Source organism: Amycolatopsis cihanbeyliensis (assembly GCF_006715045.1).
Taxonomy (GTDB): Bacteria; Actinomycetota; Actinomycetes; order Mycobacteriales; family Pseudonocardiaceae; genus Amycolatopsis; species Amycolatopsis cihanbeyliensis.
Genome location: NZ_VFML01000001.1, coordinates 2,238,359 through 2,261,330, shown reverse-complemented (window position 1 = coordinate 2,261,330; position 22,972 = coordinate 2,238,359). Strand labels below are relative to the sequence as shown.

18 protein-coding genes are annotated in these 22,972 nt (G+C 72.1%); 8 read left to right on the top strand and 10 right to left on the bottom strand.

The annotated features are described in order from the left end of the window. Nucleotides 1–8 precede the first annotated feature (8 nt). Nucleotides 9–863, top strand: coding sequence for a GNAT family N-acetyltransferase (locus tag FB471_RS09875; protein ID WP_141997113.1), 855 nt, complete (start codon nt 9–11; stop codon nt 861–863). A 17-nt stretch (nt 864–880) separates the two neighbouring features. Further along, on the top strand, nt 881–1,738 hold the full coding sequence (map, locus tag FB471_RS09870) for a type I methionyl aminopeptidase (RefSeq protein ID WP_141997111.1): 858 nt from the start codon (nt 881–883) through the stop codon (nt 1,736–1,738). Here the strand turns inward: map and FB471_RS09865 are convergent. After that, nucleotides 1,725–2,405 (bottom strand): FadR/GntR family transcriptional regulator, encoded by a 681-nt coding sequence (locus FB471_RS09865; RefSeq protein WP_141997109.1) that lies wholly within the window; start codon nt 2,403–2,405, stop codon nt 1,725–1,727. The genes map and FB471_RS09865 overlap by 14 nt on opposite strands. 153 nt (nt 2,406–2,558) lie before the next feature. Between FB471_RS09865 and FB471_RS09860 the strand changes: the two genes are divergently transcribed. Then, on the top strand, nt 2,559–3,743 hold the full coding sequence (locus tag FB471_RS09860; RefSeq protein WP_246076694.1) for a CynX/NimT family MFS transporter: 1,185 nt from the start codon (nt 2,559–2,561) through the stop codon (nt 3,741–3,743). Nucleotides 3,744–3,820: 77 nt separating this feature from the next. Here FB471_RS09860 and FB471_RS09855 read toward each other — a convergent pair whose 3' ends face one another. Genes FB471_RS09855 through FB471_RS09845 form a run of 3 tightly spaced genes read right to left on the bottom strand, consistent with a single transcriptional unit; the run spans nt 3,821 to nt 7,683 of the window. After that, the gene (locus FB471_RS09855; protein WP_141997105.1) at nt 3,821–5,227 is read right to left on the bottom strand and encodes a mycothione reductase; all 1,407 of its coding nucleotides are present in this window, start codon (nt 5,225–5,227) and stop codon (nt 3,821–3,823) included. Between the two features lie 33 nt (nt 5,228–5,260). Then, the gene (locus tag FB471_RS09850; protein ID WP_141997103.1) at nt 5,261–6,769 is read right to left on the bottom strand and encodes a cobyric acid synthase; all 1,509 of its coding nucleotides are present in this window, start codon (nt 6,767–6,769) and stop codon (nt 5,261–5,263) included. A gap of 2 nt (nt 6,770–6,771) precedes the next feature. Then, nucleotides 6,772–7,683, bottom strand: coding sequence for a M15 family metallopeptidase (locus FB471_RS09845; RefSeq protein ID WP_141997101.1), 912 nt, complete (start codon nt 7,681–7,683; stop codon nt 6,772–6,774). A gap of 79 nt (nt 7,684–7,762) precedes the next feature. Here FB471_RS09845 and FB471_RS09840 point away from each other — a divergent pair, with 79 nt between their 5' ends. Together FB471_RS09840 and FB471_RS09835 are read left to right on the top strand one after the other, a co-directional pair. After that, on the top strand, nt 7,763–8,545 hold the full coding sequence (locus FB471_RS09840; protein ID WP_141997099.1) for a serine protease: 783 nt from the start codon (nt 7,763–7,765) through the stop codon (nt 8,543–8,545). 116 nt (nt 8,546–8,661) lie between these two features. Next, the gene (locus tag FB471_RS09835; protein WP_170220763.1) at nt 8,662–9,081 is read left to right on the top strand and encodes a hypothetical protein; all 420 of its coding nucleotides are present in this window, start codon (nt 8,662–8,664) and stop codon (nt 9,079–9,081) included. Between the two features lie 28 nt (nt 9,082–9,109). On the opposite strand, the gene FB471_RS09830 is transcribed toward FB471_RS09835, so the two are convergent. From FB471_RS09830 to FB471_RS09815, 4 genes are all read right to left on the bottom strand, one after another. Then, nucleotides 9,110–10,306, bottom strand: a complete 1,197-nt coding sequence (locus tag FB471_RS09830; RefSeq protein WP_141997095.1) for an 8-amino-7-oxononanoate synthase — start codon at nt 10,304–10,306, stop codon at nt 9,110–9,112. A 34-nt stretch (nt 10,307–10,340) separates the two neighbouring features. Further along, the gene (locus FB471_RS09825; RefSeq protein WP_246076327.1) at nt 10,341–11,723 is read right to left on the bottom strand and encodes a DEAD/DEAH box helicase; all 1,383 of its coding nucleotides are present in this window, start codon (nt 11,721–11,723) and stop codon (nt 10,341–10,343) included. Between the two features lie 217 nt (nt 11,724–11,940). Next, nucleotides 11,941–12,822, bottom strand: coding sequence for a serine protein kinase RIO (locus tag FB471_RS09820; RefSeq protein ID WP_141997093.1), 882 nt, complete (start codon nt 12,820–12,822; stop codon nt 11,941–11,943). Between the two features lie 186 nt (nt 12,823–13,008). Next, nucleotides 13,009–15,915 (bottom strand): ATP-binding protein, encoded by a 2,907-nt coding sequence (locus FB471_RS09815; RefSeq protein ID WP_141997091.1) that lies wholly within the window; start codon nt 15,913–15,915, stop codon nt 13,009–13,011. Between the two features lie 261 nt (nt 15,916–16,176). On the opposite strand from FB471_RS09815, the gene FB471_RS09810 reads away from it, so the two are divergent. Continuing rightward, nucleotides 16,177–17,781 (top strand): S8 family peptidase, encoded by a 1,605-nt coding sequence (locus tag FB471_RS09810; protein WP_141997089.1) that lies wholly within the window; start codon nt 16,177–16,179, stop codon nt 17,779–17,781. A gap of 24 nt (nt 17,782–17,805) precedes the next feature. After that, nucleotides 17,806–19,668 (top strand): S8 family serine peptidase, encoded by a 1,863-nt coding sequence (locus tag FB471_RS09805; protein WP_246076326.1) that lies wholly within the window; start codon nt 17,806–17,808, stop codon nt 19,666–19,668. Nucleotides 19,669–19,843: 175 nt separating this feature from the next. Here FB471_RS09805 and yaaA read toward each other — a convergent pair whose 3' ends face one another. Both yaaA and FB471_RS09795 read right to left on the bottom strand, forming a co-directional pair. Beyond that, the gene (gene yaaA, locus FB471_RS09800; protein ID WP_141997087.1) at nt 19,844–20,596 is read right to left on the bottom strand and encodes a peroxide stress protein YaaA; all 753 of its coding nucleotides are present in this window, start codon (nt 20,594–20,596) and stop codon (nt 19,844–19,846) included. Nucleotides 20,597–20,624: 28 nt separating this feature from the next. After that, nucleotides 20,625–20,978, bottom strand: a complete 354-nt coding sequence (locus FB471_RS09795; RefSeq protein ID WP_141997084.1) for a VOC family protein — start codon at nt 20,976–20,978, stop codon at nt 20,625–20,627. Nucleotides 20,979–21,101: 123 nt separating this feature from the next. Between FB471_RS09795 and FB471_RS09790 the strand changes: the two genes are divergently transcribed. After that, nucleotides 21,102–22,850 (top strand): proline--tRNA ligase, encoded by a 1,749-nt coding sequence (locus FB471_RS09790; RefSeq protein ID WP_141997082.1) that lies wholly within the window; start codon nt 21,102–21,104, stop codon nt 22,848–22,850. Nucleotides 22,851–22,972: the final 122 nt, after the last annotated feature.

Here is a 22,972-nt window from a genome sequence, read left to right as displayed (position 1 = left end):
TGGACCCTGTGTTGCGGCTTGCAGGTGCGCGGCTGCTCGATGATCGGGACTATCCGGCGGTCCGTGCCGCGCTTGCCGTTGATCCCGTCGGCAGCTGCATGGTGTCCGCGCGTGTCGAGGCGGCCGGGCTCGACCCCTGGCGCCTCGGCGGTGAGGTGTGGGCAGCCGACAGCCGTCCCAGCAGGTCCGGCCGCATCCAGAGCCTCTGCTTCTCCGGACCGAACTTGATCCCGTTACGCGGTAACACGCCCGCCTTGCGTTCCTTCGCCGACCGGGCCCTGCGCCGGCAGCGGACCTGCTCCTCACTGGTCGGCCCGGCCGACCAGGTGCTCGGGCTGTGGGAGGAGCTCGCCGACGAGTGGGGGCCGGCCCGCGAGGTGCGACAGGACCAGCCACTGCTCGCGCTGGACGGCTCGCCCTCGCGCCAGGGTGACCCGCTGGTGCGGCCGGTCCGCGCGGACGAGCTGGACCGGTACCTCCCCGCCGCCATCGCCATGTTCATCGAGGAGGTCGGGGTGGACCCGCGGGCGGGTGACGGAGGCGCGAGCTACCGGGCTCGGGTCGCCGAGCTGATCGCGGGCGGGCGCGCCTTCGCCCGGTTCGAGAGCGGGGAGGTCGTGTTCAAGGCCGAGATCGGCGCGCTGTCCGCCACCGTGGGCCAGATCCAGGGGGTGTGGGTACATCCGGACCGGCGCGGGCACGGCCTCGGCACCCTCGGTACCGCCGCGGTGGTGAGCCGGTTGGTCCGGGGCATGGGGCGTACCGCGAGCCTGTACGTCAACTCCTACAACGGCCCGGCGCTGGCCGCCTACCGCAAGATCGGGTTCAACCAGGTAGGCCGGTACGCGACGGTGCTCTTTTAGCTCGTAAGCTGGGGAGCATGCCCGTGCGTTCCCCGTTGCGGCCCGGCGTGCAGTCGCCGCGCCGTCCCGTGCCAGCCAGTATCGCCCGCCCCGAGTACGTGGACCGGCCCGCGCCCAAGCGGGACACCGGCAACGGGGTGCGTACCCCCGAGGTGATCGAGGCGATGCGGGTGGCGGGCCGGATCGCGGCACAGGCGCTCGAGGAGGGCGGCAAGGCCGTCAAACCGGGCAACACCACCGACGACGTCGACCGGGTGGTGCACGAGTTCCTGCTGGACCACGGCGCCTACCCCTCGACGCTGGGCTACCGCCACTTCCCGAAGTCCTGCTGCACCTCGATGAACGAGGTGATCTGCCACGGGATCCCGGACTCGACGGTGATCGAGGACGGCGACATCTGCAATATCGACGTCACCGCCTACATCGGCGGTGTGCACGGCGACACCAACGCCACCTTCCTGGCGGGGGAGGTCTCCGAGGAGGCGCGGCTGCTCGTCGAGCGCACCCGGGAGGCCACCGCGCGCGCGATCAAGGCCGTCCGGCCTGGCCGCAGGCTGAACGTGATCGGCCGGGTGATCGAGTCCTACGCCAAGCGCTTCGACTACGGCGTGGTGCGTGACTTCACCGGGCACGGTGTCGGTCCCGCCTTCCACACCGCGCCGACCGTGCTGCATTACGAGGAGCCGTCGGTCACCACGGTGATCGAGCAGGGCATGACCTTCACCATCGAGCCGATGATCACCCTCGGCACCATCGACTACGACGTCTGGGACGACGACTGGACGGTCACCACCAAGGACAAGAAGTGGACCGCCCAGTTCGAGCACACCCTGCTGGTCACCGCGACCGGGGCGGAGATCCTCACCCTTCCGTGAGGTCCTGCTGCGCCAGCAGCTCGTCCAGGAAGCCGCCCGCCTCGGTGGCCGCCCGCTCCGGATCGCCCTCGGCGATCGCCTCCAGTAGGCCGCGGTGCTGGATGTCCGCGCGCTGCTGGTCGGTCTGCGCGGTGGTGGCGACGCTGGCGGTGACCACCTCGGTGAGCCCGCGGTAGAGCTCGGTCAGCAGGGTGTTGTGTCCCGCCCGCACCACGGCGAGATGGAACTCGGCGTCGGCGCGCACGAAGTCCTCCACCCTGCGCGCCCGCTGTGCCTGGTCCCGCCGGTCCAGCAGATCGGTGAGAGTGCGCAGCTCCTCCCCGGTGCGCGCGGACGCGGCCAGCCGGGCTCCCTCCACCTCGAGTGTCCTGCGGACCTGCAGCACCTCGCGCAGCTCGGAGCCGCACAGCCTGCGTACCGCGCCGGAGACCTCGCTGGTGGCGCGGACGTAGGTGCCGTCGCCCTGGCGGACCTCGAGCAGCCCGCTGTGCGAGAGTGCCCGAACCGCCTCGCGGACCGTGTTGCGCCCGACACCGAGGGTGGTCACCAGCTCCGCCTCCGGCGGGATCCGCTGCCCCACCGGCCACTCGCCGTTCGCGACTGCCGCGCGTAGCTGGCCGATCACCTGGTCGACAAGGCCGGAGCGCCGCGTCGTGGCCAATGGCACAGTGTCACCCTCCCCACCGAGATCATCCCTTCATCCAATCATCCTACGTCTGCCATAGTAGCTGGTATGGCGGTTGAGTCTCGCATCTCCGGCGTTACGAGCGACCATGCCACCTCCGGGCTCGCGGCCGAGCTGGACGGTGCCATCGAGCCGATGCCGGCCCACCGTGCCGTCACGGTGGGCGGCGGGGCGTTGCTCGCGGTCGCGGTCGTGCTGGTCGCGCTCAACCTGCGGCCCACGATCACCAGCGTCGGGCAGTTGCTCGGCGAGAGTCGCGCGGCACTGGGTGCCTCGGCCACCTGGGCGGGGGTGCTGACCACCCTGCCCGGGCTCTGTTTCGCCGGGGCCGGGCTGGCGGCGCCGTGGCTGGCTCGCCGGGTCGGGATGGCGCGGTCGATCGGGCTCGCCCTCGGCGTGCTCGCCGTCGGCCTGGTGTTGCGGGTGATCGACGGGCAGCTCGTGGTGCTCGGCGGCACCCTGGTGGCCACCGCGGGGATCGCGCTGGCCAACGTGCTGCTCCCGGTGGTGGTCAAGGACTCCTTCCCGGCCCGGATCGGCCTGATGACCGGTATCTACACCGCCGCACTACAGGCGGGTGGTGCGCTCGGGTCGGCGGCCACCCCGCCGCTGGAGGGGCTGCTCGGCGGGTGGCGGCAGGCGCTGGGAAGCTGGGCGGTGCTGGCCCTGGTCGCGCTCGGCGTGTGGGCGTTGGCCGTCCGCGGTGGCCGGGTGGGCGGGACCGGCAGGCTCGGCGGGGACGGAGAGCCGCGCAGGTCGCTGCTGCGCAGCCCGCTCGCCTGGACCGTGACCTTGTTCTTCGGCCTGCAGTCCTGCCTCGCCTACGTGGTACTCGGCTGGCTGCCCGAGGTGCTGATGGACTCCGGCGTCAGCCACGGCGAGGCCGGGCTGCTGCTCGGCCTGGTGTCGCTGATCGCGGTGCCGATCAGCGTGACCATCCCGCCGCTGGCCGCGCGGCAGGCCAGCCAGAGCGGTTGGATCGTGGGCCTCGGCGTGTTCGGCCTGGCCGGGTTGATCGGGCTGCTGGTGGCGCCGGGGGCGGCGCCACTGCTGTGGACGGTGCTGCTCGGGATCGGGATGAGCGTGTTCTCGCTCGCGCTGACCACGATCGCGTTGCGTGCTCGCACCGGTGCCGAGACCGCCCAGCTTTCCGGGATGGCGCAGGGCTTCGGCTACCTGCTCGGCGCGGCCGGGCCGTTCGCCTTCGGCCTCCTGCACGACGTCACCGGTGGCTGGACGGCCCCGTTCGCCATGCTGCTCGGCACCCTGTCCGTTCAGCTGGTCGCCGGCTGGCTGGCCGGCCGCCCCCGCTACGTGTAAAGCCCTGAACGTGGCGTACGAGACGTTGGACGTCTCAAAAGTGCCGTTCGCGTCGTTGTACGTCCCGATAGTGCCGTTCAGGGCATTTCGGTGGGTGGGTCGAGGGGGAGGTTGAGCAGGGCGTTCTCGAGGAGCTCGGGCATGGCGGGGTGGATCCAGTACTGCCCGCGGGCCATGTCGCGGGCGTCCAGGCCGAAGCTCATCGCCTGGATCACCGGCTGGATCAGGGTGGACGCCTGCGGCCCGATGATGTGTGCCCCGACCAGCTGCCCGGTGACCGGATCGGCCAGCAGCTTCGCGAACCCGCTCGTGTCCTCCATCGCCCAGCCGTAGGCGATACCCGCGTAGTCCTGGGTCGCGGTCACGTACCGGACGCCGCGGGCGATCGCCTGCCGCTCGGTCAGCCCGACCGAGGCGATCTGCGGGGAGCTGAACACCGCGTGCGGGACGAACCGATGGTCCGCGGCGACCCGTTCGTCCGGGTGCAGCAGGTTGTGCTGCACCACGCGGGCCTCGTGGTTGGCGACGTGCTTGAGCTCGTGCGGGGACGAGAGATCGCCGAGGGCGTAGATGCCCTCGACCGCCGTGGTCTGGTACTCGTCCACCAGCACGTGGCCGGTGGCCGCGGTGGACACCCCGGTGGCGGCGACATCGAGCAGGTCGGAGTTCGGTCGGCGGCCGGTGGCCACCAGCAGCAGGTCACCCTCGACGGTCTCCTGCCCGGTCGGCCCGTTCAGGTCCAGTGCGACCCCGCCTTCCGTGCGCCGGGCCGCCAGGGTGTCGCGGTTCAGCCGCACGTCGAACCGGTTCGCGGCCAGCTCGGTGAACCGCGAGCTGACGTCCTCGTCCTCGGCCCGCAACAGCGCGCCGGACCGAGCGATCATCGTGACCTCGACGCCGAAGGAGGCGAACACGTGCGCGAGCTCCGCGGCGACGAACCCGCTGCCGAGGACGATCGCGCTGGCGGGCAGTTCCTCGATGCGCATCACCGTGTCCGAGGTGTGGTAGCCGACCTCGGCGAGGCCGGGCACGGCCGGCAGGGTCGGCCGCCCGCCCGCGGCGAGCACGAACCGGTCCGCGGTCACCGTCTCCGTGCCCTCGGCGAGGGACACGGACATCTCCTTGCGCCCGGTGAACCGACCCTCGCCCTGGTACACCGTGACGTTCGCGTTGTCCGCGTGCCGCATGCGGTACTCCCGGCCGCCCTCGGCGATCGGGTCGATCCGGCCGAAGATCCGGTCCCGCACCTCGCGCCACCGCACGCCCCGCAGTTCGGCGTCCACCCCGAGCCGGGCGCTCGCGGCTGGCGCCGCGGCCATATCCGCGGTGTGCACGAACATCTTCGTCGGGATGCAGCCGACGTTCAGGCAGGTGCCGCCGAACACGCCCTTCTCGACGATCGCGACCTTCCAGTCCGCGAAACGTGGGTCGAGGATCGAGTTCCCCGATCCGGTACCGACGATCACCAGGTCGTAGTGCGGCACGGTGCCTTCCTTACCTCGTCAGCTCGAATGTTCCTACCCGGAAACCCCGGACGAATCCCCGTTGTTCCCGGTACTCAGCCGCACCCACGGCAGGTCCGGCCCGGCGCCGCGCTCGATCAACTCCAGCAGCGCGGCACCGTCGAGGTGGTCCTCGATCGCGTCCGCCAACCGGTCCACCATGGACTCCCGCAGCGCGGCGAACCCCGGCGCGTCGCCCGGTTCCCAGCGCACCCCGGCCTGCGTGGCGACCTCCGCCAGCCAGGCCCGCCGGAAGCCGTCGTGCTCGAACGCGCCGTGCCACATCGTCGCCCACACCGCTCCGCTGCGGTACCCGTCCAGGAAGGGTTCGGCCTCCCCGGCGAGGCGTACCCGGCCGTGGTGGATCTCGTAGCCGGTCACCTCGTGCCCCCGCCAGCGTCCGGACGGCCTGCCGAGCACCTTCTCGCGGGTGAACCGCACCGCGGTGGGCAGCAGCCCGAGCCCGGGCACCGCGCCCGCCCCCGACTCGACCTCGTCGTCGATGGTCTCCGCGAGCATCTGGTAGCCGCCGCAGATCCCGAGCACGGGCCTGCCTTCGGCGGCCCGGGCGCGGATGGCCCGGTCGATCCCCTGCTCGCGCAGCCAGGCCAGGTCGGTCACGGTGGACCGGGTACCGGGCAGGACCGCGAGGTCGGCCGCGGCGATCACGTCGGGGTCCGCGGTCACCGTCACCGACACCCCCGGCTCGGCGGCGAGCGGGTCGAGGTCGGTGGCGTTGGACACCCTCGGCAGCCGGGCGGCGGCCACCCGCAGGGTCCCCGCCGCGTCCTCGGACCAGCCGCCGAGCGCCAGCGAGTCCTCGGAGTCCAGCCAGGCATCGGGCAGCCAGGGCAGCACCCCGAGTACCGGCCGCCCGGTCAGTTCCTCCAGCGTGGACAGTCCGGGCCGCAGCAACTCCGGGTCGCCGCGGAACTTGTTCACCACGAATCCGGCGAGCAGTCGTTGATCGGCGCGGTCCAGCAGCGCCAGCGTGCCGGCCATCGCGGCCAGCATCCCGCCGCGGTCGATGTCACCGACCAGCAGCACCGGCAGCCCTGCCTGCCGCGCGAGGCCCATGTTCACGTAGTCCCCGGACCGCAGGTTGATCTCGGCCGGGCTGCCCGCGCCCTCGCACAGCACCACGTCGAACCGCTCGCGCAGCTCCGCCAGGGCCTGGTAGGCCGACTCGGCCAGCGCGCGCCTGCCGTTCGCCCACTCACCCGCGCCCAGTTCGCCCCACGGCCGGCCGCGCAGCACCACGTGGCTGCGCCGGTCGCCACCCGGTTTCAGCAGCACCGGGTTCATCGCCGACTCCGGTTCGACTCCCGCGGCCACCGCCTGCAGCCACTGCGCCCGCCCGATCTCCGCGCCGTCCGCGCACACCATCGAGTTGTTCGACATGTTCTGCGACTTGAACGGCGCGACCCGCACGCCCCGCCGGGCCAGCCACCGGCACAGGCCCGCGGTCACGGTCGACTTGCCCGCATCGGAGGTGGTCCCGGCCACCAGCAACCCGGCGCCCACGCTCACTGCCCCGTCGCCGAGAAGTGCATGGTGTCCACCGGGTCGCTCCAGGTGCCGCCCCAGGTCCAGCCCGCGGAACGGAAGGCCGACACCGCGGGCCCTCCGGCCAGCAGCATTCCCGGCCGGACCCGGGACCGGTCCAGGTAGGCCGAGGCCAGTTCCGGCAGCACCACGTCCCCGGAGCGGTAGGGGTTGCAGAACGGGTTCACATCGATGGCCAGCCCGTGGGCGTGGGCCGACCAGTTCGACTTCCCGCGGATCGGGCGGCAGACGAAGGCCGTGGTGTTGTTCCCGTCACCGGTCGGCGCCGCGTCCAGCTCGTCGGCCCTGGTCACCCGCATCTCCTCCAGTGGGAACCGGGCGGCGAACAACCTCCCGAAGATCCCGGTCACCGCCTCCGCCGCCGAGGCGTTGACCAGCATCTCCCCGGTGTGCGCCCGCCCGTCGAAACCCCAGAAGGACATCGTCAGGTAACGCAGGTCACCGGCCGCGACCGGGCAGTCCGGCTGCCAGGTACTGCGCCGCAACACCTCCGCGGGAACCGGGTCGACGGTCGCGGCGTAGCGGCCGTCCCGCGGCGGTGGGAGCAGGTCCTCGGTCGGCAGGCTGCGCTCCACCAGCTCGGGCGGGGTCGGCAGCATCTCGCCGTACCCGTCCGGGCGCAGTGGCAGCGCACGCGCGCCCACCCGCCAGCTCGGCGTGCTGCTCGGGGCCGGGGTCGCCGGCGAGTCCGCGCCCGCCGGGGTGGCGGTCGGTGTGGTGGTCGTCACGGTCGGGCTCGCGGACGGTCCGGTCGCGTGGGGTGGGGTGTCGGTGCACCCCGCCGCTACCGTCGTCGCGACGGCCAGCAGCGCTATCGCGGCCCGTACTCGCACGCCACCAGCTTCGCAGAGTCGGTCATCGCTCGTGCACATCACCCGATCCAGTGACACCGGTTCGGTGCTTGGCCTGATTAGGGTGAGAACGCCGACGAGCCAGACCTGGAGGGGCATGATGGCGACCAGATACCGGCGGGCCGCCGTGGCAGTGATCGCGCTGCTCGCGGCCACCCTGTTCGTGCCGGCGGCAGGGGCCACCCAGCCCACCATCGTCGGCGGTGACGAGGTGTCCATCCGGGACTACCCCTACGCCGTTTTCCTCACCGACCGGCGCGGTGGCCAGTTCTGCGGCGGCGTGCTGGTCGAGCAGGACACGGTGCTCACCGCCGCGCACTGTGCCCAGGCGGTGCCCCGCGCCGACCTGGTCGTGGTCGGCGGCAGGCAGGACAAGCGCACCGAGTCGGGCCGGACCTCCGGGGTGGAGTCGATCTGGGTACACCCGGAGTACCGCACGCCCGGCTCCGGGAACGACATCGCCACGTTGACCCTGTCCCGGATGCTCTGGTACCCCACCGCGCGCCCGGCGACCGGCGCCGACGCGGGGCTGTACACGGCAGGCGCCGAGGCGACCGTGATCGGCTGGGGCCGCACCGCGGACGGCGGGCCGCGGTCGAACACGTTGCGTGGGGCCACCCTGCCGATCGTCAGCGACCAGGACTGCGGGCAGGCGTTCCGCAACTACGACCCCACGACCATGGTCTGCGCCGGCCTTCCCGAGGGCGGGGTGGATGCCTGCACCGGCGACTCCGGCGGCCCCCTGCTGGCCGGCACGACGGTGATCGGGATCGTGTCCTGGGGCGTCGGGTGCGGCGAGCCGGGCAAGCCGGGCGTCTACACCCGGGTGGCGCACTACGACGGCCGGATCGGGGACAGCACCCAGCCTCGGCTCTTCCCCTAGCACTACGGCGCTGGTAGCCGACCGGAAACGTCGGGGGATCAGGCCACGCGCTCGGTGATCGCGGATCAACCTGCGGTGGGATCGTGCACAGTTGGGTGGCGGCCGTGCGGTGGGCGATGCGCGTGCTCGGGGTTGCGCTGATCGCCTTCCTCGTGCTGACCGCGGCGTATGCTCGGCTGGCTGCGCCGATGGTGGGAGCGGGCGGCGTGGCGATCCCGCGAGGTGACACCAGCGATCGGTATCTCGTCGCGGATCGGCTCGCCACGAACTGCGTGTTCACTGGTGAGGGCGGCTCCGCGCAGCGCTTCGGCACCGAGCCGCGCGGCCGGTCCTTCTTGCAGGGGACGACGTTCACGCCGCCCGACCGCGTAGGCACGCTGACCTGCGACCGCGAGCTCCGCATGATGTCGGGTGGCGCGGCGAGGTTGGCTCAGGTAGCCGAGCACGAGTTCCTGATCGCGTTCCCTGGTGTTGTGCTTGTCGCGATCGCGCAGGTGATCGGCCCACGACGTGAGCGCAAGACCCGCCGCGGCTGATGGCGGCCGGAGCCGGGAACCCGGCCGGTCAGCCGCGGGCCCGCTCCGGCGCGGTTTCGGTGATGACGCCGACCGCCTTGTCCAGGTCGGACTCGGTGAGGTCGGCCCGCGCGGTCAACCGCAGCCGGGAGATGCCGTCCGGCACCGAAGGCGGGCGGAAGCAGCCCACCCGCACGCCCAGTTCGGCGCAGCGCGCCGCCCAGCCGACGGCGTCCTCCGGGGTCGGGGCTCGCACCGAGACCACGGCCGCGGCGGGGGCGCCGACGACGAACCCGGCCGCACCGAGCCGCTCGGCGAGGTTGCCCGCCGCCTCCCGCACCGTGGTGGCCAGCTCCGGCTCGGCGCGTAGCACCCCGAGCGCGGTCAACGCCGCGGCCGCGCTGCCAGGGGCGAGTCCGGTGTCGAAGATGAAGCTGCGTGCGGTGTCGACCAGGTGCCGGATGACCCTGCGCGGCCCGAGTACCGCGCCGCCCTGCGCGCCGAGCGCCTTGGACAGCGTGATCGTGGTCACCACGTCCGGCGCGTCGGCGAGGCCGGCCTCGTGCACCGCGCCCCGGCCGCCCTCGCCGAGCACGCCGATCCCGTGCGCGTCGTCCACCAGCAGCGCGGCCCCCTGCTCGCGGCAGGCGGCGGCAAGCTCGGGCAGGGGGGCAAGGTCGCCGTCCACCGAGAAGACCGAGTCGGTGACCATCAGCGCCCGGTTCCGGCGCCGGGTGGCCAGCGCGTGCCGCACCGCCGCCGGGTCGGCATGTGCCACCGCGGCCACCTCGGCGCGGGAGAGCCGGCAGCCCTCGATCAGCGAGGCGTGAATGTACTTGTCGGTCACGATCGCCGACTCCGCTCCGGACAACGCGGTGACGGCGCCGAGGTTCGCGGTGAACCCGGAGGAGAACACCAGCGCCGCCTGGGCGCCGGTGAACCTGGCCAGCTCGTGTTCCAGCTCGGCGTGCAGCTCGGTGGAGCCGGTGACCAGCCGGGAGCCGGTCGAACCCGCGCCCCAGCGTAGCGCGGCGGCGGCCGTGGCGCCGGCCACCCGCTTGTCCCTCGCCAGCCCGAGATAGTCGTTACCGGCGAGGTCGAGTTCCCCGACGTCGGCCGTACGGGGCCGCAGCCGCCGTACGAGGCCGGCCTCGGCACGCTTCGCGGCCTCCTCGTCGAGCCAGTCGAAGACCTGCTCGGGCGAGGAGGCCGGCGCTGTCCGGACGACGGAGCCTGGTGCGTTCACACCCGGCAGTCTCGCATCGCCGGCCGCAGGCGGGTTACGACCCCTCGGTGCTGGTGGCGTGTCGCCGGCCGGGGCCACGCCCGCCGCGCTGCGCGGGCTTGCGCCGCGGCCCGAAGCCGGGACGGCCCTTGCCCTGGCCTCCGCCGCCCTGCGCACCGCGCCGACCGCCGAAGCCCTGCGGGCGTGGCTTGTGCCGTTGCGGCTGAGGCTGCTCCACCACGGGCTCGCCACTCGGCGTGCGGGCACCGGTGATCCGGGCCAGCTCCGCGTCGCCGGGCCGCACGGTGGCGTAGGAAGGCTTGACCCCGGCCCGTTCGATCAACCGGCGCATGGGCCGCCGCTGGTCGTGGGTGACCAGCGTGACCACGGTGCCGGAGGCGCCCGCCCGCGCGGTGCGCCCCGCCCGGTGCAGGTAGTCCTTGTGGTCGGCGGGCGGGTCGACGTGCAACACCAGGCTCACATCGTCCACGTGGATCCCGCGGGCGGCCACATCGGTCGCGACCAGCACCGGGGTGCTGCCGTCCTTGAACGCGGCCAGCACCCGGTTGCGTTGCCCCTGGGTCTTGCCGCCGTGCAGCGCCGCAGCGGCCACCCCGCTGGCGCGCAGCTTCGTGGTGAGCCGGTCGACGTGGTGCTTGGTGCGCACGAACATGATCGTGCGCCCCTGCCTGGCACCGATCTCGGTGATCACGGCCTGCTTGTCCTGGTGGCTGACCTGCAGCTGGTGATGCTCCATGGTGGTGATGCTCGCGGTGACCGGCGCGACCGAGTGCGTCACCGGGTCGGTCAGGTACGCCTTGACCAGTTTCGCCACGTCCCCGTCCAGCGTCGCGGAGAACAGCAGCCGTTGCCCGTCGGAGGGGGTGCGGTCGAGGATCTCCCGCACCTGGGGCAGGAAGCCCATGTCGGCCATCTGGTCGGCCTCGTCCAGCGCGACGAAGTCCACCTCCGCCAGCGAGCAGGTGCCCTGGCGCACGTGGTCGGACAGCCGGCCCGGGGTGGCGATCAGCAGGTCGACGCCGCGGTTCAGCGCCTCGGACTGCCGCAGGAAGGACATCCCGCCCACGGCGGTACGGCACCACAGGCCCAACGCCTTGGCCAGCGGGATCAGCGCGTCGGCCACCTGCATGGCCAGTTCCCTGGTCGGCACCAGGACCAGCGCGCGCGGCCGCTGCGGTTGGGCCTTGCCGCCGTCCAGCCTGGCCAGCAGCGCGAGGCCGAAGGCGAGGGTCTTGCCGGAGCCGGTCTGGGCGCGGCCCAGCATGTCCCGGCCGGCCAGCGCGTCCGGCAGGGTCGCGGCCTGAATCGGGAACGGGCTGGTCATCCCGTTCTTGCGCAGCGTGCGCAGCAGCGGCTCGGGCAGGTTGAGCTCGGCGAAGGAAGTGATCTGGGTACTCGGATCGAGGGTGACGGTCACAAATGCCTCTCGGACGTGGCACGTCGCAAGGAGGCCCGGCTGCCCGCGCGCAGGCAGGGCGAACTGGTGGTGCAGTGGGCGTTCACAGGGACGAACCCGGTGCGTGATGTCCTCGCTGGTACCACGCGCCGTTGATGGGTGTGTGGGGCACCGCATGCCGATCGGTCGGCGACGGCCACGCGAATGCGCGCCGATTGCGGTGTGTCACCACTGTACCTCACGGCAGCCCCGCCGCCGCGTGCAGGTCCCCCAGCAGCAGGTCGGCGTCGGCGAGGTTCGCGGGTAGGCCGCGGGCCGCGAACCAGTTGGTCACGTTCCGCACATCACGTTCCAGGAAACCCGGCCCGTTCGGGTTCATTGCCAGGTCGACCACCTGCGGCAGGTCGATCAGCGTGATCCGGTCCTGGTGCACGAGGATGTTGTAGGCGGAGAGGTCGCCGTGGCAGTAACCGGTGCTGGCCAGCAGCTCCAGCGCCATCGTGGTCTGGTGCCACAGGTCGCGCAGCTCCCCGGGCCCCGGCCGCAGCTCGGCCAGCCGGGGCGCCGCGGTGCCGTCGGCCACGCCGACGAACTCCAGCAGCAGTTCGGTGCCCTCGCGCTGCACCGGGTAGGGCACCGGCGCGCCGATCCGCCACAACGCGCACAACGCCGCGAACTCGGCGTTGGCCCACTGCTCGGCGATCAGGTTGCGGCCGAAGGCACTGCGGTTGCGGATCGCCCTCGTCTCCCGCGAGCGGCGCATCCGCCTGCCCTCGAGGTAGCCGGTGTCCCGGTGGAACAGCCGGTGCTCGGCGGCGCGGTAGCGCTTCGCGGCCAGCAGGCATTCCCGCGACCCGTCCGGAAGGCCGCGCCGGAGCAGGTGGACCTCGGCTTCCTTGCCGGTTTTCAGCACGCCGAGCTCGGTGTCCACGGCGGCGAGCTCGGTCACCACCCAGCCGGGTCGGGGCAGTGGCCCCTGCTCGCCGTCGGCCCAGGTGGACCAGCGGTCGGCGCCGCCGGGTAGTTCGGTCTCGGTGTAGGCGTCCGCGCGCAGCTTCGCGAGCCGCTGCCGTTCGGTCTCGGTGAGCCGGCCGCTGCGGGACGGTTCTGGCTGGTGCATGGGTGGGTTGTCCTCCTCGGCGGGCCCCACCCGGGATCGCTCAACCAGGCGGGGCGGATGGGTGGGCGAAGGTGACGCCCTGGACGGCGATCGACATCGGGCTCCTCCTTCCACTCCACCGGCGTGCCAGCCGGTTCCACCAGGACGCGTCCACTCTGCCGGCCAGGCCCGGGACGCGCAATCGAATTAGTGCTGCCGCTGGAGCAACTCGGCCCGGGACCCGACCTTGAGCTTGCGCAGCACGCTGGAGACGTGCTGCTCGACGGTGCGCCGGGAAAGGAACAGCACCTCGGCGATCTCCCGGTTGGTCCGGCCGTCGGTGAGCAGGTTGGCGACATCACGTTCCCGCGGGGACAGCTCGTCCCCGTAGCCTCGCCTGCCGCGCCGGGACGGCTGGGTCGCCCCCTTCGCCCGCAGCAGGTGCCTGCAGCGGGCGGCGTCCCGGGTGGCGCCCAGCGTGTCGAAGGTCTCGGCGAGCCGCGCGAACTCCTCGGCGTCCTGCCGGGCACCGAGGTCGAGCCGGCAGGCGGCCAGCCGTTCGGTGGCGAGCGCGGCGAGGTAGGGGGCGGGCAGCGCGGTGTAGTGGGCTCGAGCGGCGTCGAACAGCTCGGCAGCCTCGGTCTGCGCGCCCCGGTCCGTGGCCAGTATCCCGCGGCACAACGCCAGCCCCGCCTGCAGGATCGGCGCGTCCAGCTCGGCCGAGGCGGCGTCCAACTCGTCGGTCAGGGCCAGCGCCCTGGCGGGCTCGCCCGCGTGGCAGCAGGCGTCCACGGCCGCGGGCAGCAACTCGCCGCACCAGGCCCAGACCGCCTTGCGGCGCAGCACCCGCAGGGCCCGGTCCACCTCGGCCAGGGCGGCGGCGTGCTCCTCCCGCGCGGTGAGCATGGTGATCATGCCCGCGTGCGCGGCGAGCACCACCGGGGTGAAGGCGTTCTCCGGATGCTCGATCCCGGTCTCCGCGAAATGCTGTGCGGCCCGGTCCCACTCGCCCTTGGCGGCCGCGAGCGAGCCGAGTACCAGGTGCAGCTCGCTGGCCACCGGAAGGATCTCCCGGTATTCCTCCAGCAGCCGCTCGGCACGTTCGGTGAGACCCGGCCAGCGTCCGGTGAGCAGGTCAACATGTGCCTGGGTGGAGCGTGCCGTGCTGACCACGAACGGGGAACCGCAGTCGGCGGCCAGCCGCGTCCCGCGCCGCAGGTGGCGGCCGGCGTGCTCGTGGTACCCGATCCAGGAGCAGGCGTCGGCCAGGTTGCAGTACACCCGGGCGAGCTGGCTCTGCTCCTCCGTGCTTTCCACCTCGGCGGGCAGCCGCTCGACCTGCTCCCAGGCGGTGGGGTCGCCGGTCATCAACCGGGAGCTGACCGTGTTGGCCAGCAGCCCGGTCACCATGGTCCGGTCCGCGGACTGCTCGGTGATCCGGTCCACTTCGGCCATCCACGGCAGATGCTCGGCCAGCGGGGTGGTGCCGACGTAGGGCTGGGCCAGCACGGCCATCGCCTTGGCCCGCAGTGCGGGACGTTCGCGCAGCTCGGCGGCCGCCAGTGCCAGTTCCACCCTGGCCGCTTCCAGCGAGTCGGCCTGCCGGATCAGCAGCAGGCCCAGGCTCAGCCGCACCTCGCCGCGCACCGGGTGGGACAGCCGCTCGTCGCCCAGCAGCTTCTCCAGCGCCGCGGAGACCTCGTGCTGGGCCAGCCCGGCGAAAGCGACCTGGCTGAACTTGTGCGCCAGCCGGTCGGCGTCGGCCGGGGTGAGCGTCGACTCGGCCAGCAGCACGCGCAGGGTGGCGGTCGCGGTGGTCGCGTCGCCCGCGCCGCTCGCCCGGTCCGCGGCCGCCTCGGCGTGCCGCAGCCAGTCGGCGCGGCGGCCCGCCTTGCGGGCATGCTCGGCAAGCTGTAGCAGCGGGGCGGGTTCGACGGTGCCCAGCGCGTCGACGGCCCGCTGGTGCAGGCGCACCCGGTCCGGCGCGGTCAGGGTGCGGTAGACCGCCTGCTGGGCGAGGGCGTGCCGGAAGCCGTACTCGAACTCGCCGACCTCGAGCAGCACGTTCGCCGCCCGCGCGTCGGCCAGCGCGGCGCGCAGCCTGTGCTCGGGCACCCCGGCCACCTCGGCGATCAGCTCCCCCCGGGCCGGGGAGCCGAGGACGGCGGCCGCCTGGACCAGCCTGCGGGTCACCAGCGGGAGGCCGCCGAGCCGTTCCAGCATCGCCTCCCGCAGCAGGCTCGGTACCTCGACGGCGTCCAGCAGCTTCTGCGCGGTCGCGCCGTCGGCCCGCACCGCGCCCCGCGGGTCCCGCAGGGCACCGAGCGTCTCCTCGACCACGAACGGGATGCCGGCGGTGCGCTCGTGCAGCTTGCCCGCGAAGGCAGGGGTGACCTCCGCCTCGGTGAGGATCGCCGAGGCGAGGCGGCGGACCCCGTCCACGTCCAGCGCGCGTACCCGCACCGTCGCGCTGGTGCCGTCGCAGGCCGGGCGGTGCGCTGCGCCGAGCGGGATGCCGCCGGGGGCCTCCTCCAGCCGGTAGGTGAGCAGCAGGCGCAGGCTGCGTGGCTGATCCGCGAGCAGGAAGCGCAGTAGCTGGCGGGAGCCGTCGTCGGCCCAGTGCAGGTCCTCGATGATCAGCAGGACGTCGCCAAGCGCGCCGAGTAGTTCCCTGGCGGCGCGGAACAGCCGGTGCCGCTCGGCTCGGGCGTCCACCAGCCGCTCCGGCTGGCAGGGCAGTACCTCGGCCAGCTCCGGGAGGTACGGGCGTAGCGACCCGGCGACCGGGCTGAGCGTCGCCGGATCCACGGCGCCGGTGCCCGCCTTGCGCAGGGCGTCCAGTACGGCGCCGTAGGGGAACGGTTCGCGCAGTTGCTGGCAGTGCCCGACCAGCGGCCGGAACACCGCCAGCTCCGGCTGGGCCAGCAGCTCACCGACCAGCCGGGTCTTACCGACCCCGGCCTCGCCCTCCACGAAGGCCACCGAGGCGGGGCTGGTCACCACCGCCAGCAGGGTGTGCAGCTCCACGGATCTGTCCACCAGCACCGGGGAGGTGGTCAGTACCGGGGGATGGGAAACCGTGCCGGTGCCGCCCGCCCGGACCGCATAGGTCATCGTCGCTCCCGAGGCTCGCACGCCGCGTTCTCACCCGAACCGGTGTAGGTGGATGATCAAGTGAGTCTAGGTGGTCTTTGCCCGATCCGACAGTCATTGCGCAGGTCGAAGCGTTGCTGATGGGCAAAAGATACGTAGTGGTACGTAACGCAGCCTCGGTTGTTCCCCCGATCGTGACGCTCAAAAGTGGGATCCACGTGGCCGTCAGTGATTTATCCCTGACCCCTGCGGACGGCCGCGCCGGATGAAACGGAGTACCTGATGCGTGAACACCATCGGTCCCGACTGCGGATCGCATGCGGGAGCGTCGTCGCCGGGGCCACCGCCCTGGCGGCCATGACCGCGGCTGGCGGTGCCGCGGCCGAGCCTGCCGGCGAGATCCTCGGCGCCGAGTCGCCGAACGCGATCGACGGCAGCTACATCGTGGTCCTGAAGGACGGCGAGGTCTCCACCCAGGCCGTCGAGGCCACCGCGGAGCGGCTCGCCGGGAAGTACCAGGGCGAGGTGGATCGGACCTACGGCACGGTGCTGCGCGGCTTCTCGGCGAAGATGTCCCAGCGGGACGCCCTGCGGCTGGCAGCCGACCCGGATGTCGCCTCTGTCGAGCAGGACGCCTACGCCTACGCGAGCGACACCCAGAACAACCCGGAGTGGGGCCTGGACCGGCTGGACCAGGACCGGCTGCCGGGGGACGACTCCTACACCTACCCGGACAGCGCGGGCAGCGGCGTGACCGCTTACGTCCTGGACACCGGGGTGCGGGTCAGCCACAACGAGTTCGGGAACCGGGCCAGCAACGGCTACGACTTCGTGGACGACGACCCGGTGGCCAACGACTGCAACGGGCACGGCACGCACGTGGCGGGCACCATCGGTGGCAGCACCTACGGGGTGGCCAAGCAGGTCGACATCGTCGGCGTCCGGGTACTGGGCTGCGACGGTCGCGGCTCGTACGCGGGCATCATCGACGCGCTGGACTGGGTGGCGGACAACGCCAGCGGCCCGTCGATCGGCAACATGAGCCTCGGTGGCGGCGCGAGCAGTTCGGTGGACAACGCCGTGCGCGGCGTGATCGACGCGGGTGTCCAGATGGCGGTGGCCGCGGGCAACGCCAACGAGGACGCCTGCAACACCTCGCCCGCGCGGGTCTCCGAAGCGATCACCGTGGGCGCGTCCAACCAGGACGACGAGCGCTCCACCTGGCCGGAGATCCCCGGCGCGGAGTCCAACTACGGCCGCTGCCTGGACATCTTCGCCCCGGGCAGTGACATCAAGTCCGCCTGGTACAACAGCGACAGCGCCACCAACACGATCAACGGCACCTCGATGGCCACCCCGCACGTGGCGGGCGCCGCGGCCCTGCACCTCGGGGAGAACCCCTCGGCCGGCCCGCAGCAGGTGCGCGACGCGCTGGTGGACAACGCCGTGTCCGGCATCCTGACCGACATCAAGCAGGGTTCGCCGAACGAGCTGCTGAACATCAGCTACCTGAACGACGGTGGCGGCGACCCCGACCCGACGTGTGACGGCGGCAGCAACGGCGACGACGTGTCCATTCCGGACAACGGCGACGCGGTGACCAGCACCCTCGAGGTGACCGGCTGCGAGGGCAACGGCACCACCGGCACCCAGGTCGCGGTGGCGATCAAGCACACCTACGTCGGTGACCTGAAGATCGACCTGGTCGGCCCGAGCGGCACCGCCTACAACCTGAAGCAGCCGGGCTGGGACAGCTCGGACGACCTGAACGAGACCTACCGGGTGGACACCTCGTCCGAGACCAAGAACGGCACCTGGCAACTGCGGGTGCAGGACGTCTACTCCTACGACACCGGGAACATCGACAGCTTCGGCATCCAGTTCTGACCGGCCCGGTCGGAGAGGAATGAGATGAGAGTCGAGAGAAAGACCTCCAGGCGCGGACTGCTGCGCGCGACCGGGATCGCCGGTGCGGCCTTCGCGATGGCGATCGGCGCGGCCGGTCCGGTGGCCGCCGAGCCGGCAGGCGCCGAGATCGTGCAGGCCGACCGGCACATCGAGGGCAGCTACATCGTGGTGCTGAAGGACGGCGTGCAGGCGACCTCCAGCCCGGAGGCGATCGAGCAGGCCTCGGCCTCGCTGGCCGAGCGTTACGGCGGTGCCCTGAACGACACCTACACGGCCACCATCCAGGGCTTCTCGGTGCAGCGGATGTCCCAGGGCCAGGCCGAGCGGCTGGCCGCGGACCCCTCGGTGCGCACGGTGTACGAGGACGGCACCGCCCAGGTCGCCGACACCCAGCCGAACCCGCCGTCCTGGGGACAGGACCGGGTGGACCAGCGGGAGTCCTCGCTGGACGATTCCTACACCTACAACAACACGGCCTCGGACATCACCGCCTACGTGATCGACACCGGGATCGCACCGTCCAACCCGGAGTGGGAAGGCCGGGCGAGCTACGGCTACGACTTCGTGGACGACGACTCCGAGGCGCAGGACTGCAACGGGCACGGCAGCCACGTGGCGGGCACCATCGGCGGCAAGACCTACGGCCTCGCCAAGAAGGTGGACATCGTCGCGGTGCGCTCGCTGGGCTGCGGCGGCAGCGCCCCGGACTCGGCCACGGTCAGCTCGATGGAGTGGGTGGCGCAGAACGGCACCACCCCCGCCGTGGTGAACATGAGCCTCGGCATGGACACCACCGGTGTCGGTGACGAGCAGGTCAAGGCGCTGGTCGACAAGGGTTTCGTGGTGGCGGTGGCCGCGGGCAACAGCAGCGCGGACGCCTGCGACTACAGCCCGGCCAGGGTGCCCGAGGCACTGACCGTCGGGATGACCGACCAGGGTGACGGCCGTAACTTCCTTTCCAACTACGGCAGCTGCCTGGACCTGTTCGCACCGGGCGGCAGCATCGTGTCCACCGGCATCGACGGTGGGTCGAGCACGATGACCGGCACCTCGATGGCCAGCCCGCATGTGGCCGGCGCCGCCGCGATGTACCTGCAGACCGACAAGTCGGCGACCCCGGCGAAGGTCGCGCAGGAGATCACCGGCAACGCCACCTCCGGTGCTGTCGGGAACCCGGGCAGCGGCTCCCCGAACAAGCTGCTCTACACCGGATTCATCGGCGGGGGCGGCGATCCCGACCCCGAGCCCGGTGAGTTCGGGGTGTCGGTCTCCCCGTCTTCGGTCGAGGTCGAGGCAGGGGGGTATGCGTCGGCGACGGTGTCCACCACAGCGGGTGAGCAGGGCCCGGAGGACATCGAGCTGTCGGCGAGCGGGCTGCCCTCGGGGGCGGAGGCCGTGTTCCAGCCTTCGTCGTTGACAACGGGTGACAAGGCGAAGGTCACGCTGGACACCGCCTCCTCGACCCCCGAGGGCAGCTACGAGGTGACCGTCACCGGCACCGGGTCCTCCGGCAGTAACTCCGCCACCCTGACCCTCACCGTGGGTGACGGGAGCGAGCCGCCGGACGAGGAGGTCCAGGTCAGCCTGTCCCCGGCCTCCGGGAGCGTGCAGCAGGGCTTCCTGGCCCAGACCCAGGTGAGTGCCTCCGGCGGCAGCGGGAACCTGACCCTGTCGGCGGACGCCCCCTCCGGGATCAGCGTGCAGTTCGACCCCGGCACGATCGGTAACGGTGGCAGCGCCACCGCGTGGATCTGGACCAGCTTCCAGACCCCGCCCGGTTCGCACGAGATCACCATCACGGCCACCGATGGCAGTGGCGCCACCGGATCGGCCACGTACACCCTCACCGTGACCCGCTTCGGCTGAGTCCCACAGCCGCGAGCGGACCCTCCGGAAAGGGGCGGGGCCCCTGCCACTGTGCTCCCGTGGCAGGGGCCCCGTCGTGTTTGCCGTTCACGTACGCGAGTTTGCTCCCCACGTCACCGAGTTGGCCGTCCACGCGGGCGAGTTGGCCGTCCACGTGGCGGTATGCCGGCGGGCCTCAGCCGGTTCCGGGGCCGGCGGCCAACTCCAGTTCGCACTCGCCTACCCGGTCGATCGCGATTCCGGCCCTGCCGACCGCGCGGATGAGCGAGTCCACCGTGGACGGCTCGCGGGGCAGGGTCGCCAGCACCCTGGCCAGCCTGCCCTTGTACGCCTTGTTGTGGTGGCTGACGGTCGTTCGCCTGCCGTGCGCGTCCTCGCTGACCACCCGAACCGTCACCGCGCCGGGAACCCTGGCCAGCGCGGCGTACGGCCCCGACCGCAGATCGACCACCAGCCCCGGCTCCGCCACCAGCACGGGCTCCAGGGCCGGACGCCACAGGCCACCGAGCGGACCGGTGGCGGGGAGGGTGCTGCCGCCGGCGAGCCGGTACGCGGGGATCCGGTCCGTACCGCGCAGCACACCGAACAGCGCCGAGGCGACCGCCAGCCGCTTTCCTGCCTTCGCCAGCTCGGCCTTGCGCAGGCCGGGGACGTCCAGCGCGTCGTAGAGCACGCCGGTGTAGCGCCGCAGCGCGGGCATGGTCGGCGCCGACCACAACTCGGCGTTGCGCGCCACCTCGTCCCGCTGCCGTTCGGACAGCTTGAGCGCGCGCAGGCTCGCCGGTACGTCGCCGGCCAGCTCGACCAGCGCGTCGGCCAACTTGGCACGTACCGGATTCAGCGTCGGGAAGGACAACCCGTCCAGGTCCAGCGGCGGGTCGTCCCCACCGGGCGCCTTGGTCTCCGAGGGCGGTAACAGGACCAGCACCCCGGCAGCGTAACCACCGGCGTCGGGCTCAGCCGTGCTCGGGCCCGACGCAGAACACGTTGCCTTCGGGGTCGGCGAGCACCGTCCAGCTGAAGTCCGCGATGGTGTGTTCCTCGAGCCTGGTGGCGCCGAGCCCGATCAGCCGGGCGACCTCGGCCTCCCGGTCCTCCGCGCCGAAGTCGAGGTGCACCCGGTTCTTCCCGGCTCGCGGCTCCGGGACCCGCTGGAGCCCGATCACGGGCCCGCCGCCCGAGCCGGGGGTGAGTATGAGGAACTCACCGTAGTCCTGGCCGATCTCGCCACCGAGTGCCTTTGTCCAGAACTCGGCCAGAACCCGCTGGTCCGTGCAGTCGATGGTGACCATGCCGAGCGTGAGCGTCATGCGCGTCACGCTAGCGCCGGGGTCCGACAGTGCCGGGCAGTGAAGAACCCGTTGGAGCCGGGCACCGGCGGTTGACTACGCTTTCCGGAACGTCTATGTCGGGCTCGTCCTAGGAGCGCACACGTGATCACCAGGATGTCGTCGCTGTTCCTTCGCACACTGCGGGAGGATCCGGCCGACGCGGAAGTCCCCAGCCACCGGCTGCTGGTCAGGGCGGGCTACGTCCGCAGGGTCGCGCCCGGCGGGTACTCCTGGTTGCCGCTGGGGCTGCGGGTGCTGCGCAACATCGAGGCCGTGGTGCGCGCGGAGATGGACGCCATCGGCGCGCAGGAGATCCAGTTCCCCGCCCTGTTGCCGAAGGAGCCCTACGAGGCGAGCGGCAGGTGGACCGAGTACGGCCCGAACGTGTTCCGGCTGAAGGACCGCAAGGGTGCCGACTACCTGCTCGGGCCGACCCACGAGGAGTTGTTCACCCTCACCGTGAAGGGGGAGTACAGCTCCTACAAGGACTACCCGGTCATGCTGTACCAGATCCAGACCAAGTACCGGGACGAGGCGCGACCCCGGGCGGGCATCCTGCGCGGCCGCGAGTTCGTGATGAAGGACTCCTACTCCTTCGACCTCGACGACGAGGGCCTGGAACGCTCCTACCGGCTGCACCGCGACGCCTACATCCGGATCTTCGACCGGCTCGGCCTCCAGTACGTGGTGGTCCGGGCGACATCGGGCGCGATGGGCGGCTCCGCCTCGGAGGAGTTCCTCGCCGTGGCGCCGACCGGAGAGGACACCTACGTCCGCAGCGACCGTTCCGGTTACGCCGCCAACGTGGAGGCCGTCACCACCCCGGCGCCGCCCGAGCGGCCGCTGGAGGGCAGGCCCGAGGCGCAGGTGCACCACACGCCGAACACGCCGACCATCGAGACACTGGTCGACTTCCTGAACGAAGCCGACCTCGGCCGCACCTTCACCGCCGCGGACACGCTGAAGAACGTGCTGGTGAAGACCCGGCAGCCGGGCGAGCGGCAATGGCGGCTGCTCGGCATCGGCGTGCCCGGTGACCGCGAGGTGGACCTCAAGCGGGTGGAGGCGGCCCTCGAACCCGCCGAGGTCAGCCTGCTGGAGGAAGCCGACTTCGCGGCCAACCCCTTCCTGGTCAAGGGCTACATCGGACCGGGGGCACTGGCCGCGAACGGGGTTCGTTACCTGGTGGACCCGCGCATCGTGCCCGGCACCGCCTGGGCGACCGGTGCGGACAAGGTGGATCACCACGTGGTGGACCTCTTGTGCGGCCGGGACTTCACCCCGGACGGCACGATCGAGGCCGCCGAGGTGCGTGAGGGCGACCCCTCCCCGGACGGCGAGGGGGTGCTGGTGGCAGCCCGCGGCATCGAGATCGGGCACGTCTTCCAACTCGGCCGCAAGTACAGCGACGCCTTCGAGCTGGACGCGCTCGGCGCCGACTCGAAGCCGATCCGCATCACCATGGGTAGCTACGGCATCGGCGTTTCCCGCCTGGTCGCCGCGATCGCCGAGCAGCACCACGACGAGCTCGGCCTGGTCTGGCCGCGCGCGGTCGCGCCTGCCGATGTGCACGTGGTCATCGCGGGCAAGGACGAGGCGGTGGCCGAGGGCGGCGAGCGGATCGCCGCCCAGCTGTCCGAGCGTGGTGTCCGGGTGCTGCTGGACGACCGCAAGGCGACCCCCGGGGTGAAGTTCGCCGACGCCGAGCTGGTGGGCGTGCCGACGATCCTGGTGGTCGGCAGGGGACTGGCGAACGGCGTGGTCGAGGTCAAGGACCGCGCCACCGGTGGGCGCGAGGAGATCCCCTTCGACAAGGCCGTCGAGCACCTGCTCGGCCTGCTCGGCTCCTGACCCACCCTGAGCCACCACGCACTCCGCGGCGTCGACGATGCCCGGTTCGGGGATCACGGCGGTGATGCCGCCTGCCCGGGACTGCCCAGGACCGTTCGAGTTCGCGCTTATCTGCCGCTTAT